Raw genomic sequence first — 17,180 nt, 5'->3', positions numbered from 1 at the left:
CGGGGGCGGGTGTCCGGCCGTTCTTCGTCGGCGGTTCGGGCTCAGTCGAGGATGGCGTCCACGAAGACCTCGGGGTCGAAGGGGGCGAGGTCGTCGGGGCCCTCACCGAGCCCGACGAGCTTGACGGGCACGCCGAGCTCGCGTTGGACCTGGACGATGATGCCGCCCTTGGCGGTGCCGTCGAGCTTGGTCAGGGCGATGCCGGTGACGTTGACGACCTCGGCGAACACGCGCGCCTGACGGAGGCCGTTCTGGCCGGTGGTGGCGTCCAGGACGAGGAGGACCTCGTCGACCTGGGACTTCTTCTCCACCACGCGCTTGACCTTGCCCAGCTCGTCCATCAGGCCGGTCTTGGTGTGCAGGCGTCCGGCGGTGTCGATGATGACGGTGTCCGCGCCATCCTCGATGCCGCGTGCCACGGCGTCGAAGGCGACGCTGGCGGGGTCGGCGCCCTCGTCCTTGCGCACGACCGGGGCGCCGACACGGCTGCCCCAGGTCTGGAGCTGTTCGCTGGCGGCGGCGCGGAAGGTGTCCGCGGCGCCCAGGACCACGCTGCGGCCGTCACCGACCAGGACGCGGGCGAGCTTGCCGGTGGTGGTGGTCTTTCCGGTGCCGTTGACACCCACGATCATGATGACGGCCGGGCGGTCGCCGTGCGGTTCGGTGCGCACGACGCGGTCGGTGTCGGTCCCGAGCTGCTTGAGGAGCTCGTCGCGGAGCAGTCCGCGGACCTCCTCGGTGTCGCGGGTGCCGAGCACCTTGACGCGGGTGCGCAGGTTCTCGACGATCTGGGTGGCCGAGGTGACACCGATGTCGGCGGTGATCAGGGTGTCCTCGATCTCCTCCCACGTGTCCTCGTCAAGGGTCTTGGCGGAGAGCAGGGTGAGCAGTCCCTGCCCGAAGGAGCTCTGCGAACGGGCCAGGCGGGCGCGCAGGCGGACCATGCGCCCGGCCGACGGGGGCGGGGTCTCGATCTCGGGGGCGGCGGGCTCGGCGGGTGCCGGAGCGGCGGTGTCCCGCGCGGGAGGCGCGTGGGCGGGGGGCTTGCTGACCGCCCCCTCCTCCCGTTCTCGGTCCTCCTGCGGCGGGGCGGCCTTGGGTTCCTGGGTGACCTCGGGCTTGGTCTCCTCCTTGCCCGGCGCGACCGAGCTTCGGGTCCTGACCAGGAAGAACCCGCCAACCGCCAGGAGGGCGACGACGACGATGATGCTTACGAGCAAGGTGATGTCCATAGCGTGCACCAGTCTCCCAGAGTGTCCGACGCGTTCGCATCACGCTGCGGTGGCGCGCCGGGCACGGCCCTGCCCGGCTCAGGTGCCGCGGTGGCGGGTCGTGCGCAGGATCAGGACGAAGAAGGGCGCGCCCAGGAAGGCGGTGACCACCCCGATGGGCAGTTCCGCGGGTGCCACGATGGTGCGCGCCACGATGTCCACCGTGACGAGGAACGCGCCGCCCATCAGCACGGTGACCGGCAGGATGGCCCGGTAGTTGGAGCCCACGAGGCGGCGCACGATGTGCGGGACGACGATGCCGACGAAGCCGATGAGCCCGCTCACCGAGACGGCGGCCGCGGTGGCCAGGGAGGCGGCGGCGATGACGACCATCCGCACGACCCCGGGGTTCAGGCCGAGGCTGACGGCCTTGTCGTCGCCCAGGGCCAGCATGTCCAGCAGGTAGCCGCTGAGCAGCAGGACGACGAGCCCCACGGCCGCGTACGGCGCGATGAGGCGGACGTCGTCCCAGCCGCCGCGGCCGAGTCCGCCCAGCAACCAGGCGTAGATGCGCTGGAGCTGGTCAACGCCCATCTGTTGGACGAGGGTCTGCGCGGCGGACAGGAAGGAGGAGACGGCGACCCCGGCCAGCACCAGGGCGGCGGTTCCCCCTCCCCCGGCGGTGGAGCCGAGCATGTAGGCGGCGGCCACCCCGGCGAGGGCGCCGAAGAAGGCGGCGACGGGGACCAGTGCGCGCGGGTCGGCGGTCAGCTCCTGGCCGAAGACCATCACCATGGTGGCGCCCAGCCCGGCCCCCGAGGCCGCGCCGAGGAGGAAGGGGTCGGCCAGCGGGTTGCGGAAGACACCCTGGTAGGCACCGCCCGCGGTGGCCAGGAGGGCGCCGACGACGGCGCCCATCACCACGCGGGGCAGGCGCAGCTCCATGAGGAGCGCCTCCTGCCGTTCGGTGAGCGGTGATTGCGCCCCGAACGGCAGGAGGCTGAGCAGGTGGCGGAAGATGTCCGCCGCGGAGATCGAGGCGGCACCCGCGGAGATACCGAAGACCCCGGCCACGAACAGTGCGACCGCACCGCCCAGGAGCCAGCCCAGCGGCACCCCGAAGCCCTTCACGCCCTGCTCTCCCCGATCTTCGTGCCGCCGGTTCTCCGGCCGCTGCTGCCGTTACCGCTACTGGTCGGCGGTCTCGCTGACCGCTTCGCCGACGGCCTCGGCGAAGTCGACCACGCGCGGTCCCCACCGGGAGGCGATGTCGGCGTCGAGGAGGTAGACCGAGTCGGTCTCGACCGCGGAGACGGTGTCGAAGGCCGGGCGCTCGGCGACGGCCTCGGCGGCGGCCTCGTCCCCGTAGGACAGGAAGATCAGGTCGGGGTTCTCCTCGACCACGAACTCCGCGGACAGCTGCGGGTAGCCGCCGCTCTCGTCGTCGGCCTGGTCGGCGATGTTGACCAGGCCGAAGGCCTCGTAGATCTGACCGACGAAGGTGCCGGAGGTCGCGGAGAAGAGCGTCTCGTCGAGTTCCTGGTAGAAGGTGAGATCGACGTCGCCGATCTCGGCGAGGGTGGCTTCGACGACCTCGTTGAACTCGGTCTCGACCCGCTCGGCCTCGGCGTCGGCCTCCTCGGTGTTGCCGGTGACCTCACCGAGCAGGCGGATCTGTTCGTAGGCGCCGTCGAGGTCGGCGGCACCGCCCAGGACCAGGGTGGGGATGCCCACGGCGTCGAGCTGTTCCGCGGTCTCGATGGCGCTGTCGGAGAGGATCACCAGGTCCGGGTCGTACTCGCTGATCGCCTCGACGCTGGGTGTGAAGCCGCTGAGGTCCGTGGTGGGGGCCTCTTCGGGGTAGTTGGAGTACTCGTCGACCGCCTCGACCTGCTCCCCCGCGCCGATGGCGAAGAGCATCTCGGTGTTGCTGGGCGAGAGCGAGACGATGCGCTCGGGCTCCTGGTCAATGGTGAGCTCGCCGAGCACGTGCTCCACGGTGACCGGGAAGGCACCGTCACCGGCGGACTCGGTGCCGGAGCCGGAGTCGGGCTCGGGGTCGGAGGTGCCACAGCCGGTGAGGGCGAGTGTGACGCCCAGGAGTGCGGCGGGAAGTGTGTGGGCGATCCGCACGGTGCGGTGCTCCTTCGGTGAGCCGGGGAAGAGCACGGCCCGGTCGGGGACGGCCGGTCCTTCCCACGAGGACGGGTTCGTCGGAACCGACGAGGCGGCCTGGCTCGTCCCCGTGCTCGCGCACGGGGCCTCACAGTTGCGGGACAGCGCCGGGTTGGGCGGCCGGTTGCGGCCGCCGGACCGGACTTCGCTCGTTCGACACCGGTCGTGCCGCCGGGGGGCGGCACAACCCCTCCACTGTACTGGGGGCCACAACGGCACCAGAGGGCGCCCCACGCCCCCGCCCCTCCGTGATTCCTGCTCCGACCTGTGCTTTTCTTGGGCCGACGCACCACGGAACGGGATTCGGAACCGAGTCCCTAATGGGGCCCTTATGCGGAGATTATTACCCGCAAGTACTTTATGTCCGCTTTATTGACCACTGAGCCCTCAGGGGAAACGCGCACCACTAGAACCCACTGCGTGGCCATATTGAGTCTCAATCCACATTGACACCTTTATCGCACACAGCAATGATCTCGTTGCCATGCGCGCCGATTATCCGACTACGGACATCAAGCGGCGTATCCCCCCGTGCGTGTACACCCGTACCACGTGGGGCGTCGTTCCCCCAGTGTCCTGAGGCGCGCACGAGAAGGGATGTGTTGACAAGGTGGCACCCCACCGATCACGCCTGGCGCCGCTCGCCGGGCTGACCATGATCGCGGGCCTGGTAGCGGTCACACCGGCCAGCGCCAACGAGGGCTCGGAACTCGCACCCCTCCACCCGGCCCCGACCGCGGAAAACGGCGAACTGACCCACCAGGCGCAGGACCTGTGGTTCATCGAACTGGAGAGCCCGCCCGCCTCAGAGGGAACGGCCTCCACGCTCATCGACGACGAGCACGCCGAATTCCACGCCGAGGCAGAGGAGTACGGGCTCGAGTACACCGAGAGGCTGTCCTTCAGCGAGCTGTGGAACGGCCTCTCCGTGGAGATGGACGACGCGCAGGTGAGCACGGCCCGGGAGGTCCCCGGCGTCGCCGCCATCCACCCGGTCGTCCGATTCGAGATCCCGGACTACGACGACAGCGAACCGGAGATGGACACCGCGCTCGGCATGACCGGCGCGGACGTGGTGCAGAGCGAACTCGGGTACTCCGGTGAGGGCCTGCGCGTGGCCATCATGGACACCGGGGTCGACTACACCCACCCCGACCTCGGCGGCCCGGGCGGTTTCCCGTCCGAACGCGTGGTCGCGGGGTACGACTTCGTCGGCGACGACTTCAACGCCAACGACCCGAACAACAGCACCCCGGCCCCCGACGACGATCCGCAGGACTGCAACGGCCACGGCACGCACGTCGCGGGCATCGTCGGTGCCGACGGAGAGGTCACCGGAGTAGCGCCCGACGTCGTCTTCGGCGCCTACAAGGTGTTCGGCTGCACCGGCTCGACCACGGCCGACATCATGATCGCCGCCATGGAGCAGTCCCTGGCCGACGACATGGACGTGCTCAACATGAGCATCGGCTCCGCGCACTCCTGGCCCCAGTACCCGACCGCCGTCGCCTCGGACAACCTGGTCGACGAGGGCATGGTCGTGGTCGCCTCCATCGGCAACTCCGGTGCCACCGGCCTGTACTCCGCCGGAGCCCCGGGCCTGGGCGCCGATGTCATCGGCGTCGCGGCCTACGACAACACCCACATCAGGGCCTCCTCGGCCGACGTCACCCAGAGCGGTGAGACCATCGCCTACATGGAGATGGGCGAGGCGACCCCGCCTCCCGCCTCGGGCGAGACCGACGAGCTCGTGTACATCGGCCGGGGCTGCCTGGCCGCCGGCGACGAACTCGAAGGCGACCCCGAGGGCAAGACCGCGCTCATGATCCGCGGCGAGTGCACCTTCGCTGAGAAGTACGACGCCGCCCTCGGCGCGGGTGCCACCGGTGTCGTGATGTACAACAACATCCCCGGCATGTTCGCGGGCGGCGGTATCGTCGACCAGGGCGCCTTCGCCGTGGGTATCTCCGACGAGTCCGGTGCGCACATCCGCGAACTCCTGGCGGACGGCGGCCCGGTCACCCTCACCTGGACCGGCGAGGAGACCACGATCCCCAACCCGACCGGCGGACTGATCAGCAGCTTCAGCTCCTACGGCATGTCCCCCGACCTGGACCTCAAGCCGGACATCGGCGCTCCGGGCGGTCTGATCAACTCCACCTACCCGATGGCCAAGGGCGGCTACGCGACCGTCAGCGGCACCTCGATGTCCGCCCCGCACGTCGCGGGCGGTGTCGCCCTCCTCCTGGAGGCCCGCCCCGACCTGGACGCGCACGACGTGCGCGGCGTCCTCCAGAACACCGCCGACCCGACCGCCTGGTGGGGCAACCCGGGCATGGACGCCCTGGACAACGTCCACCGCCAGGGCGCGGGCATGCTCGACGTCCCCGGATCGATCCTGTCCACCACCGGCCTCTACCCCTCGAAGCTGCCCCTGGGCGCCACCGAGGGCCCGGTGACCGAGACCCTCACCATCGCCAACGACGGTGACGAGAAGGCCACCTACGAGATCTCGCACGAGCCCGCGCTGGGCACGCACGGCAGCACCTTCGCGCCGTCCTTCAACGACGTCTACGCCGAGGCGGCCTTCAGCACGACCGAAGTGACCGTCGAGCCCGGTTCCTCCGTGGACGTCGACGTCACCATCACCCCGCCCGCCCGGGACTACGCGCAGATGCTCTACGGCGGCTACCTCACGGTGACCGAGGGCGGGGGCGAGGCCGTCCGCGTCCCCTACGCCGCCTACAACGGCGACTACCAGGAGATCGAGGCGATGACCCCGATCACCGACGGGGACGGCAACGTGCACGAGCTGCCGTGGCTGACCCGGATCACCGGCTGCGACGTGTTCACCGGTCTGGAGTGCGCCGACAGCAACGGCGGCACCTTCGAGAACCAGCCCGACGGCGCCACCTACACGCTGGACTGGGTGGACGGTCTGCCGGACGTCCCGTACGTGATCGCGCACTTCGACCACCACGTGACCAAGCTCGAGATGATCGTCATCAACGAGCGCACCGGCCGCCCGGTGCACCCGGACCGCAACGTGGCGGTCGACGTGGACTACGTCAACCGCAGCGCCAGCAGCACCGCCTTCTTCAGCTACGCCTGGGACGGCACCGTGGTGGACTCGCGCGACCGCGTCAAGGCCGTGCGCGACGGTGACTACCGGCTGCAGGCCCGAGCCCTGAAGGCGCTCGGCGACCCGGCCAACCCGGACCACTGGGAGACCTGGACCTCCCCGGTCATCACCCTCGACCGGGGCTGATCCACAGCCTCACCTGGGCCGTCCTCCGCAGTTCCGGGAGGGCGGCCCTTCGCGTGCGCGAGAAGGGCGCACCCGGTCAGGACTCCCCGTCCTTGGCGCGGGGAAGCCGGATGACGGCGTAGGCGAAGCAGACCGTCGAGGGCACCGCCAGGGCGAGCGACAGCAGGGCCCGCTGTCGCTGGCGCTCCGAGCAGGAGCTGTCCACCCACTCCTGGCGGAGCACCTGCTCGATGTCCTCGCCCCAGTCGCGGCGGTCGTCCCACCAGGCGGGGCCCACCCACACCACCGGAGAGCAGCGCAACCGGTCCTCCTCCCCCGGCGGGGGCTGCACCCCGTAGGAGGTGCCCAGGAGCAGCATCATGACGAACACCCCGGAACCCCCGGCGACCAGACTGGCCCGGACCGCGCCGGGGTAGTCGCGCATCCGCTGTCGGGCCCACAGCAGGAGGGGAATGAAGAACACGGTGTCCGTTCCAGGAAGGGTTCAGGCCAACCGCCAGGTTAGAGCGCCCGCCCCACCCGAGCCGTCACCAGGGTGCCCGAGTCATGGTGACCTCCGCCACGCGACCGCGATCGCGGCGGCGGTGGGAACCGCCACCAACAGCCCCAGGCCCAGGCGCTGGGTCCGGGCCTGCCCGCAGAGCTCGCGCACCAGGTGTTCGTCCGCCAGGACACGCGCTCCGCGGTCCCACCCCGCGTCCGACGTGGTGAAGGGGTGCCCGGCGACCAGGACCGGGGCGCACCGCAGGTTTCCCTCGGCGGAGCGGTAGGCGGTGGGCGGCAGCGTCAGGATGACGAGCAGCAGAACCACCCCGGTGAAGGAGGCGTACACGGGTGCCCTGCGGGTCGGACCCCAGCTGCGCCGGACGATCCACGTCAGGAGCACGATGAGCCCGATCATCAGCAGCGTGCCGAAGAACAGCGAAGGACTGACTGTCAGCATGGAGCCGCCTCCCTCAGGCCGGACGGTCCAACTTCTGGCTGATCACCTGGGAGATGCCGTCGCCCTGCATGGTGACGCCGTAGAGCGCGTCCGCCGCCTCCATCGTGCGCTTCTGGTGGGTGATCACGATGAGCTGGGAGGACTCCCGCAGTTCCTCGAAGATCACCAGCAGCCGTTGCAGGTTGGTGTCGTCCAGGGCCGCCTCGACCTCGTCCATCACGTAGAACGGCGAGGGCCGGGCCTTGAAGATGGCGGCGAGGAAGGCGACCGCGGTCAGTGAGCGCTCGCCGCCGGACAGCAGCGACAGCCGCTTGACCTTCTTGCCCGGCGGTCGGGCCTCCACCTCGATGCCGGTGGTGAGCATGTCCTCCGGGCTGGTCAGCACCAGCTTGCCCTCACCTCCCGGGAACAGTCGGCCGAAGATCGCCGCGAACTCGCGTTCCACGTCCAGGTAGGCGGAGGAGAACACCTCCTGTACCCGGGCGTCCACCTCGGCGACGATGTCCATCAGGTCCCGGCGGGTCTTCTTGAGGTCCTCCAGCTGCGCGTTGAGGAAGGCGTGCCGCTCCTCCAGCGCCGCGAACTCCTCCAGGGCCAGCGGGTTGATCTTGCCGAGCTGGTTGAGCTGGCGCTCGGCCACCTTGAGCCGCTTGGCCTGCACCTCGCGCACGTACGGCAGCGGCACCGCGTGCTCGTCGGCGTCGGCCGCCGGGGGCACCGGGACACGCGGCCCGTACTCGGCGACGAGGGTGGGCACGTCCACGCCCAGCTCCTCCATCGCCTTGGTCTCCAACTGCTCCAGACGCATCCTTCGCTCGGCGCGGGCGACCTCGCCGCTGTGCGCGGAGCTGGTGAGCTTCTCCAGTTCCACGGAGAGCTCCCGGACCCGGGCCCGCACCGTCTTGAGCTCGCCGTCGCGGGCCTCGCGCTCCTTCTCCGCCGCCACGCGTTCGGCCTCGGCCGCCGCCAGGGACACGGCGATCCGCTCCAGGGACAGCCTGGCGCTCTCCACGACAGCCTGCGCGACGGTGGCCTGGGCTGCCCGGTTACGGCGCCGCTCGGCCTCGCGCTCCACGGCCCGGCGCTCCTGCGCCGCCTGGGCGAGCAGCGCCTCCGAGCGGCCCGCGATCGAACGCGCCCGCTCCTCGGCGGTGCGCACGGCCAGCCGCCGCTCCATCTCGGTGGCGCGTGCCCGGGAGGCCAGGGCGGAGAGTTCGTCGCGGTGGTCGGCGTCGGGTGCTTCCTCCTCCACGGCGGCGGCGATCTCCTCGGCCTCCGCCAGCTCCTCCTCCAGGCGTTCGAGCTTGTGGGCGTCCTCACCGCGCGCGGCGGCTGCCTTGGCGGCGGCCGCGGCGTAGCGTTCGGACTCGGCCTCGGCGGAGCGGGCCTGGCCGCCCAGCTTGCCCAGGCGCTGCGCGGACTCGTTGCGCTTGCGGTCGCTCTGGCGGCGGCGGGCGGTGATCTCGTCCGCGGCGGCGGCGATCTCGGCGCGCTCGCGCTTCTTGGCCTCCAGCTCCACGGCCACGCGCTTGGCGGACTCGGTGGCGGCCTCCAGGCGTTCGGCGGCCTCGTCGACGGCGGCCTGGACCTCCAGCAGGCTGGGCGCCGCGGCGGTGCCGCCGTGGACCATCTCGGCGGCGAACACGTCGCCCTCGGGGGTGACCGCCCGGACACCGGGCAGGGCGCTGACCAGCTCCCGGGCCACCTCCGCGCCAGGGGCCAGGACCACCCGGTCGAGCAGCGCGTGGACGGCGTCGGACAAGTGGGCCGGAGCGGCGACGGCGTCAGCCGCGTAGCGGACTCCGCCGGGCGGGGACGGCCACTCAGCACGGTCAACAGCCGGGATGGCACGCGCGATCACGATCCCGGCCCGGCCCGCGTCCTCGGACTTGAGCAACTCCAGGGCGGCGGTGGCACTGGCCTCGTCGCGGACGGCGACCGCCCCGGCGGCCGCCCCGAAGGCGGCGGCGACGGCGGTCTCGTGACCGGGGTCGACCTGCACGAGGGCGGCGAGGCCGCCGAGCATGCCGGGCAGCCCGGCCTCCAGCAGGGTTCCGGCACCGTCCTTGTGCGCCAGGCCCAGTTCGAGGGCCTCCTTGCGGGCGGCCAGAGCGGCGCGCTCACCCTCCGCCGTGCGCTCGGCATCGCGAAGTTGGTTGAGCTCGGCGTCCACGGCGGACAGCTGGCGGGCGAAACGCTCCTGGGTCTGGTCGAGTTCGGCGTCGCCCTCCTCCAGTCCGGCGGACTCCTCCGCGGCCATCTCGTACTCGGCCTGGGCGGTGGCGGCACGCTCGGCGGCCTGCTGGGCGGCCTCCTCCAACCGGGTGATCTCGGCTTCGTTGGAGGCCAGCCGTCCGCGCAGGCTCTCCGTCCGGGCACTCAGCCTGACGATGCCCTCGCGGCGTTCGGCGGCGGCGCGGGAGGCGGACTCGAGTCGGCGCTCCTCGCGGTGCAGGGCGTCCTCGGCGGCGACCCGCTCGGTGACACTGGTCTCCAGGACCTCGCGGGCCTCCTCCAACCGGCTCTGGAGCTCCTCCTCCTGGGCGGCGGCCTCCTCGGCCTCCATCTCCAGTTCCTCGGGGTCGCGGCGCTGGACGACCTCGCCCTGCACGGCGACCAGGTTCTGGTGGCGTTCGGTGGCCAGGCCGCGGACGGCGTCCAGGCGTTCGGTGAGGCGGGACAACGCGTGGTAGGTCTCAGTGGCCCTGGCCAGGGCGGGGGCGGCCTGCTGGGCGGCCTCCTCCAGCTCGGTCTCGCGTTCCTGGGCCTGCTTGAGGGAGGTCTCGGCGGCTCTGCGGCGCGTCAGGACCTCTTTCTCGTCCGCCTCCTCCTTGGCCAGTTGCTCCGTGAGGGTGACGATGTCGTCGGCGAGCAGGCGCAGTCGGGCGTCACGCAGGTCGGCCTGGATGACGGCGGCCTTGCGGGCGAGTTCGGCCTGGCGGCCCAGGGGCTTGAGCTGGCGGCGCAGTTCGGCGGTCAGGTCCGTGACGCGGTCCAGGTTGCCCTGCATCGCGTTGAGCTTGCGGATCGCCTTCTCTTTGCGTTTGCGGTGCTTGAGGATTCCGGCCGCCTCCTCGATGAGGGCGCGGCGTTCCTCGGGGCCGGCGTGCAGGACGGTGTCCAGCTGGCCCTGGCCGACGATGACGTGCATCTCGCGGCCGATACCGGAGTCGCTGAGCAGGTCCTGGATGTCGAGCAGACGGCAGGTGTCGCCGTTGATCGCGTACTCCGAGCCGCCGTTGCGGAACATCGTCCGCTTGATGGTGACCTCGGTGTAGTCGATCGGCAGGGCGCCGTCGGTGTTGTCGATGGTGAGGCTGACCTCGGCGCGGCCGAGCGCCTGGCGGGTGGAGGTGCCCGCGAAGATCACGTCCTCCATCTTGCCGCCGCGCAGGGACTTGGCGCCCTGCTCGCCCATCACCCAGGACAGGGCGTCGACGACGTTGGACTTGCCGGAGCCGTTGGGCCCCACCACACAGGTGATGCCGGGCTCGAAGCGCAAGGTGGTGGCCGACGCGAACGACTTGAAGCCGCGAAGCGTCAGATTCTTCAGGTACACCCGCGCCTCCCACGACGGTCATCGTTCTCGCCGCGGGCGGTTCGCCTCGGGGCCGACAACAAGGGTGCCATGAAGCGGTGACCGAAGGGGGTCGTTGAGCGCACACAGGGCCGATGAGCTGCGCCACCGTGGCCTCGGCACGGCCCCGGGGCACGGGGAAACGCGGGGGAATGCCCGGAAGGGGATGTCCGGCGGGCACGGAGGGTTGCGTAAAAGCCCGCCGGGTACAAGGGTAAAAGAAGCCGCAAGTGAAGGGAAAGAAAAAGCGGCGGGTCGTCATGTGTTCGGGTAAGCGCCGCTCAGGCGAGCGCTGCGGCAGGTGAACACCGCGTTCTCGGTGAGCACCGGGTGCCGTGTGTCGATCCGGCCAGGGACGCCAGTCGTGCGTTCGGCGTCCCCGTCAGTGGATCATCAACGGTGTGTCGTGTCCGGGCCGATGCCACGGTCCCTCACGACGACACGGTGTCAGGCGAGCGCGGGCTCGCGGTCGGTCGCGCTGGCGGCGACGTCGGTGACGGCCATGCTGAGCTGGTCGTTCTGGGCCTGAAGACGGCTGATCTCGTCCTCAAGGTCGCGTACCCGCTTCTGAAGCCGTCGCATCTCCGAGACCATCCGAGGGTCAGAGCCGCCGACGTGGCCAAACAGAGCCTTCGCCATGATGTGGGTCCTCCACGCTGAGTGACCAGTGGTGGTGCGCGCATACGTGACCCCGTGTTTTTCTCGGCCCCACGGGGGGCCGACTTCACGGGCTGAGGATGCGCGGTGTGCATCCCAGAGTCTCACTCTGCGCGCCACTGGTCAAGATTGGATTACAACAGTCCGCAATGACCACATGCCAGGCAGAACGAACCTGGGCATGTGATATCGCACGGTACGAACGTGATCCACCCCCGGCGGTGACGCCGGTACGCACGGCCCTGACTCGGCTTGCGCGGTGGTCTCCGCGTGTCGCGGCGCCCGTCTACTACCGGATCTCAGCCGCCCCACGGTCGATGCTCGAACCGCGTTACCCTTCCAGCATACTCACCGCTCGACGAAACCGTCGAAGGAACCCCGCGGTGGGCCCCAGTGTTCGACCACGGATTCGACCCTTCCGGGTGTTTTGCCGCTTCTCAGGTGCCCCAGGAGTCGCTCACATCCTTCGCGGGAGCCCTCCGCGACGACCTCCACCCGACCGTCGTCGAGGTTGGTCGCGGCACCCTTCAGCCCTTCCTCAAGCGCGCGAGCCCGCGTCCACCAGCGAAAACCCACTCCCTGGACCCGGCCGCGCACCCACGCCATCAGCCGGACCGGCTCTCCCTCTTGCCCCACTGCCCCAAACTCTCCCTTACCTCACGGAGACACTTTCCTCACCGACACGCCGAGGAGCACCCTCAAGGCGCTTAATCCGACATATCAGGCACCCGAGTGGCCTGTGTGACCATGGTGATCACTGTGCCCTGTGGCCGCTGAGACCTGGTCGTGCCTTGCAGACCCACGGGCCGTGCCGCTGTGCCCGTCGCGGACACTCCCTCCGCGAACGCGTCCGCTGCATCAGCCGCGGGAACGCGGGGCCCGCTGGCATACCGGGCAGCTGAACGACGAGCGGTTCATGAACGCCTCGCGCACGATCAGCGTGCCGCAGCGACCACACGGCCGGTCCCGCCGCCCGTAGGCGTTGAGCCCGCGCTCGAAGTAACCGCTCTCCCCGTTCACGTTCACGTACAGCCCGTCGAAGGTGGTGCCGCCGACCTCCAGGGCCTCGGTCATCACGTCGGTGACGTGGCCGAGCAGCTCCGAACCCTGGGCGCTGGTCAGCCCCCGAGTGGAGCGGGCCCAGTGCCGCCGCGCCCGCCACAGCGCCTCGTCCGCGTAGATGTTGCCCACACCGCTGATCAGCGACTGGTCCAGCAGTGCGCGCTTGACCTCGGTCCGCTTGGCCCGAAGCGCCCGGACGAACGCGTCCGGGACGAACTCGGCGTCCAGCGGGTCCAGGGCGATGTGGTCCACCGAGGACGGCACTTCGGCGCGCTCACCCCGCTGGTCCAGCAGCAGATGGCCGAAGGTGCGCTGGTCGACGAAGCGCAGTTCGTTGCCGTCGTCGAGCGACATGCGCACCCGCAGGTGCTTCTCGTCCGGCTTGCCCTGGGGCTGCACCAGCATCTGCCCGCTCATGCCCAGGTGGACCAGGAGCATGTCGCCGCTGTCCAGCACCAGCCACATGTACTTGCCGCGGCGGCGGACCGCGGTGGGCGTCTGCCCGCTCAGCCGACCCGCGAAGTCCGCGGGGCCGGGCACGTGGCGGCGGACCGAACGCGGGTGCAGCACTTCGACGGCGCCGATGCCGCGCCCCACGGCGTGGTCGCTCAGACCGCGCCGGACCACCTCGACCTCGGGAAGTTCAGGCATCTCTCAGCCCTGCCCCTGGCCGTCGGCCTTGCCCTTGGCCTTCTCCGCGGCCTTGTCGGCGCGCGCCCGGATGGCCTTCCAGGCGGACTCCGCGGCCTGCTGCTCGGCCTCCTTCTTGCTGCGGCCCTCGCCCAGGCCGTAGCTCTGCCCCGCGACCCGGACGGTGGCGCGGAAGGTCTTCTGGTGGTCGGGACCGCTCTCGTCCACGTGGTACTCGGGCACCCCGAGCATCTCGGCGGCGGTGAGCTCCTGCAGGGAGGTCTTCCAGTCCAGCCCGGCGCCCAGCCCGGAGGCGGTGGCGATCAGCGGGTCGAAGAGCCGGTGCACGAACTCCGAGGCCGTGTCGAGGCCGCGGTCCAGGTAGACCGCGCCGATGATGGCCTCCAGGGTGTCCGCGAGGATCGAGGACTTGTCCCGGCCCCCGGTACCCTCCTCGCCGCGGCCCAGCCGGATGTACTCACCGATGCCCAGCCCGCGCGCGACGTCGGCGAGGGCTCGCATGTTCACCACGGCGGCGCGCAGCTTGGCCAGCTGCCCTTCGGGCAGGTCCGGGTGCTTGCGGAAGAGGGTGTCGGTGACCACCAGGCCGAGCACGGAGTCCCCGAGGAACTCCAGGCGCTCGTTGGTGGGCAGGCCGCCCTTCTCGTACGCGTAGGAGCGGTGGGTCAGGGCCCGGAGCAGGATCTTGGGGTCGACCTCGACGCCGATCGCACGGTGGAACGACCTGGCCTCGGAGACGGAGAGTTGGCTTGCCACGCGAGTTCGCTTCCCTGTCGGGCGCGCCGGTGTGCGGCGCGCGGAGGTAGAGGAATCCCCCGGCCCGGCCAGGACGCTCGAAAACGAGGTGATCGTCGCGGGAGCTGGTTCGCTCCCCCGGCGGCCACCACGATCCTCGGGAGCCCTTGCGGGGTCAGGATCACCGGTGTCTCGGAACCGCGGAAAGTGTTCTTCCCGGCGTTTCCCAGAGCACTCTACCGCTCCCCGCCGACAGTGCTCAGGCCTTCGGGCCGCCGCTGCGGCCGGACCCGCACCGCCGTGCCCTCCTTCCGCGGGCAACACAGCGGGGCGGACCCCTCGATGGGGTCCGCCCCGATGGTGTTCGGGAGTGCGGGATCGGGTGCTGGACCCGAAGCCTGTCACTTGCGGGTTAGGCCGGGTTGGTGACCTGGCGGTTGTTGTAGGTGCCGCAGGTCGGGCACGCGATGTGGGGCTGCTTCGGGTCACGGCAGCGCGGGCAGTTGACCAGCACCGGGCGCGACGCCTTCCACTGGGAACGGCGGGTCCGGGTGTTGCTCCGCGACATCTTCCGCTTCGGGACGGCCACTTCAATCCTCCTGGGTCACCCCCGCGCGGTCGCGGGAGGTCGCTTATCTGGTCACCCCGCGCGCTGTGGCGGGGAGGGTGTGCTCCGGTCGTCAGCGGTGCCCGGCGGGTACCGCGCGCGATCGGCGCACTGGTCTTACTGCTGCTCGGGTTTCTCCGCGATCTCGCGGAGAGCTTCCCAACGCGGGTCCACACCGTCGCCGTGCCCGTGCTCGGGTCCGGCGTCGGCGAGTTTGGCACCGCACTCGGCGCACAGGCCGGGGCAGTCCGGGCCGCACAGCGGTGAGAGTGGGAGAGCGAGCACGACGGCGTCTCGAACCACTGGTTCCAGGTCGAGCAGATCGCCCTCTAGATAGTAGTCCTCATCTTCGTCGTTCGCGCCTTCGTCGCCCCCGAGGCTCTCCTCGTCGTCGGCGGCGTAGCGGTACATCTCCTGGAAGCCGGCTTCCAGCTCCTCGGACAGGGGGTCCAGGCAGCGGGAGCACTCCGCGGTGAGGCGGCCACGGACGGTTCCGGTGACCAGGACGCCCTCCATCACCGCCTCGAGGCGCAGGTCCAGCTCGGTCTCCTGCCCCTTGGGCACGCTGGCCATCGCCGTCTCGAACGCGTCGGGGACGGTCACGATTCGGTTGACGGTCCGCATCGACCCCGGCTGGCGGCCCAGCTGGCGGGTGTCGACCACGTACGGGTCACGGGCATCTAGACGAGTCAGGGTGATCGCGCTTTCAGGAGAGTTCCGGGTGCCGGGCACACGCTCACCGAGGCACGTGGCATCGGAGTATCGCGGTGGTGCTGACCGGCCTGAGCGCACGCCGAAGACCGGCGACGCCCATGGTCAAACCCAGATTCTACCTACCATGTCCCCGACCACCCAAATCAGCCCCCGAAAGCGGCTCCGCGTCTGGCTCCGGGGGGTGTCCTCGGGCCGGCGGCGGGAGTGCCGGGTCAGCCCTGGGCGCGTTCGGCGTACTTCTCCTTGAGGCGCCCCTGGACATGGGGCGTGACCAGGCTGGAGACGTCGCCGCGGTGCTGGGCGATCTCCCGGACCAGGCTGGACGACAGGTACGAGTACTGCGGGTTGGCGGTCATGAACACGGTCTCCACACCGGAGAGCCGGTAGTTCATCTGCGCGATCTGGAGCTCGTAGTCGAAGTCGCTGACCGAGCGCATACTGCGCACGATGGTCTCGACGCCGTTCTCCCGGCAGAAGTCGACGAGGAGTCCGTCGAAGTCGCTGACCCGGACGTTGCCGAACTCGGCGGTGCCCTCGCTGAGCATGTCGAGCTTCTCGGGGACGGTGAACAGCCCCCGCTTGTTGACGTTGTTGAGTACGGCGACGATGACCTCGTCGTACTGCTTGGCAGCTCGACCGATGATGTCGATGTGACCGTAGGTCACCGGGTCGAAGGAACCCGGACAGACGACTCTGCGCACGGTGGACCGCCCCTCTCCAGAACTACTCACGGGTACCGCGATGGTAGGGGCTCGCCCTTGTAGCAATTCGGGCAACACCCACTTAGTAACCACCAGTGTCCACATTCACCCCAGGTTCACCCCGGGGAGGACACGGCAGCCCCACCGCTACGACACGTGCGGGTCGTCTGAACCTTCCCGCGTGGAACCTCGGAAAACGTCGCCTATGCCCGGTTTCCGGCTTCCCGGCCCGTGGCCGCCCCTACTCGGTGGTGCGGGCGTACCAGAGGATCGCCTCGCCGTACTTGCGGCTGCGGTCGCGCTCGATCCCCTCGGGCCAGGCCGGTTCCGGGGTCCGCTTGGAGCGCTCCACCACGAGCACCGCGTCCTCGGCCAGCCATCCGTGCTCGACCAGGGCGGACAGCACCGAGGCGACCTCGTCGTCGGTGACCGCGTAGGGCGGGTCGGCCACCACCAGGTCGTAGGGGGCGCCGAGGTTGCCGCGGGCCAGTACCCGCTCCACCCGGTCGGCGGCCAGCTCGGCGCCGGGCAGCCGGAGTGTGGCGATGTTCTCCTTCACCACCTGGGCCGCCTTACGGTCGGCCTCCACCAACAGGGCGTGCGAGGCACCCCGCGAGAGGGCTTCCAGGCCGATCGCGCCGGAGCCCGCGTAGAGGTCCATGACCCGGAGCCCGTCGAGGGGGCCGAGGTCGGACTGGACGGAGGCGAACAGGGCCTCACGGGCCCGGTCGCTGGTGGGTCGGGTGGTGCGGCCGTCGGGGGCGGAGATGCGCCGTCCGCCCGCCGCCCCGGCGATGATGCGGGTCATGGCCACCACGGTAGTGCGGTTCGGGGCACGCACCTGACCACGGGCCCGCTCCCGGGCACGCCGGAGCGGGC

15 protein-coding genes are annotated in these 17,180 nt (G+C 70.5%); 1 reads left to right on the top strand and 14 read right to left on the bottom strand.

Annotated features, from left to right (window positions below):
* Positions 1-41: 41 nt before the first annotated feature.
* The 3 genes from ftsY to HNR07_RS31815 form a co-directional block, all read right to left on the bottom strand.
* The gene (ftsY, locus tag HNR07_RS31825; RefSeq protein ID WP_184370012.1) at positions 42-1,232 is read right to left on the bottom strand and encodes a signal recognition particle-docking protein FtsY; all 1,191 of its coding nucleotides are present in this window, start codon (positions 1,230-1,232) and stop codon (positions 42-44) included.
* Positions 1,233-1,310: 78 nt separating this feature from the next.
* A complete protein-coding gene (locus HNR07_RS31820) occupies positions 1,311-2,342 on the bottom strand; it encodes a FecCD family ABC transporter permease (protein WP_184370009.1) in 1,032 nt (343 codons plus the stop codon).
* 57 nt (positions 2,343-2,399) lie between these two features.
* Positions 2,400-3,344: an ABC transporter substrate-binding protein gene (locus HNR07_RS31815; RefSeq protein WP_184370006.1), complete on the bottom strand. Its 945-nt coding sequence runs from the start codon at positions 3,342-3,344 to the stop codon at positions 2,400-2,402.
* 652 nt (positions 3,345-3,996) lie between these two features.
* Between HNR07_RS31815 and HNR07_RS31810 the strand changes: the two genes are divergently transcribed.
* On the top strand, positions 3,997-6,654 hold the full coding sequence (locus tag HNR07_RS31810) for a S8 family serine peptidase (protein ID WP_184370003.1): 2,658 nt from the start codon (positions 3,997-3,999) through the stop codon (positions 6,652-6,654).
* A 76-nt stretch (positions 6,655-6,730) separates the two neighbouring features.
* On the opposite strand, the gene HNR07_RS31805 is transcribed toward HNR07_RS31810, so the two are convergent.
* The 11 genes from HNR07_RS31805 to rsmD all read right to left on the bottom strand — a co-directional run bounded on the left by HNR07_RS31805 (position 6,731) and on the right by rsmD (position 17,109).
* Positions 6,731-7,117, bottom strand: a complete 387-nt coding sequence (locus HNR07_RS31805) for a hypothetical protein (protein ID WP_184370001.1) — start codon at positions 7,115-7,117, stop codon at positions 6,731-6,733.
* Positions 7,118-7,198: 81 nt separating this feature from the next.
* Positions 7,199-7,597: a hypothetical protein gene (locus HNR07_RS31800; protein ID WP_184369998.1), complete on the bottom strand. Its 399-nt coding sequence runs from the start codon at positions 7,595-7,597 to the stop codon at positions 7,199-7,201.
* 13 nt (positions 7,598-7,610) lie between these two features.
* Positions 7,611-11,156: a chromosome segregation protein SMC gene (smc, locus tag HNR07_RS31795; protein WP_184369995.1), complete on the bottom strand. Its 3,546-nt coding sequence runs from the start codon at positions 11,154-11,156 to the stop codon at positions 7,611-7,613.
* Between the two features lie 465 nt (positions 11,157-11,621).
* Positions 11,622-11,813: a hypothetical protein gene (locus tag HNR07_RS31790; RefSeq protein WP_017580722.1), complete on the bottom strand. Its 192-nt coding sequence runs from the start codon at positions 11,811-11,813 to the stop codon at positions 11,622-11,624.
* A gap of 366 nt (positions 11,814-12,179) precedes the next feature.
* The gene (locus HNR07_RS31785; RefSeq protein ID WP_312894029.1) at positions 12,180-12,467 is read right to left on the bottom strand and encodes an acylphosphatase; all 288 of its coding nucleotides are present in this window, start codon (positions 12,465-12,467) and stop codon (positions 12,180-12,182) included.
* A gap of 222 nt (positions 12,468-12,689) precedes the next feature.
* Entirely contained in the window at positions 12,690-13,544 is an 855-nt protein-coding gene (gene mutM / locus HNR07_RS31780) for a bifunctional DNA-formamidopyrimidine glycosylase/DNA-(apurinic or apyrimidinic site) lyase (RefSeq protein ID WP_184369992.1), read from the bottom strand.
* Between the two features lie 3 nt (positions 13,545-13,547).
* The gene (gene rnc / locus HNR07_RS31775; protein WP_184369990.1) at positions 13,548-14,300 is read right to left on the bottom strand and encodes a ribonuclease III; all 753 of its coding nucleotides are present in this window, start codon (positions 14,298-14,300) and stop codon (positions 13,548-13,550) included.
* Between the two features lie 391 nt (positions 14,301-14,691).
* Positions 14,692-14,868, bottom strand: coding sequence for a 50S ribosomal protein L32 (gene rpmF / locus HNR07_RS31770; protein ID WP_013151268.1), 177 nt, complete (start codon positions 14,866-14,868; stop codon positions 14,692-14,694).
* A 135-nt stretch (positions 14,869-15,003) separates the two neighbouring features.
* Entirely contained in the window at positions 15,004-15,549 is a 546-nt protein-coding gene (locus tag HNR07_RS31765; protein ID WP_184372991.1) for a YceD family protein, read from the bottom strand.
* Between the two features lie 263 nt (positions 15,550-15,812).
* On the bottom strand, positions 15,813-16,301 hold the full coding sequence (coaD, locus tag HNR07_RS31760) for a pantetheine-phosphate adenylyltransferase (RefSeq protein ID WP_184372989.1): 489 nt from the start codon (positions 16,299-16,301) through the stop codon (positions 15,813-15,815).
* A gap of 241 nt (positions 16,302-16,542) precedes the next feature.
* A complete protein-coding gene (rsmD, locus tag HNR07_RS31755) occupies positions 16,543-17,109 on the bottom strand; it encodes a 16S rRNA (guanine(966)-N(2))-methyltransferase RsmD (RefSeq protein WP_184369987.1) in 567 nt (188 codons plus the stop codon).
* Positions 17,110-17,180 lie beyond the last annotated feature (71 nt).

This window comes from Nocardiopsis metallicus (genome assembly GCF_014201115.1).
Classification (GTDB): domain Bacteria; phylum Actinomycetota; class Actinomycetes; order Streptosporangiales; family Streptosporangiaceae; genus Nocardiopsis; species Nocardiopsis metallicus.
This window is presented reverse-complemented; position numbering and strand designations above follow the sequence as displayed.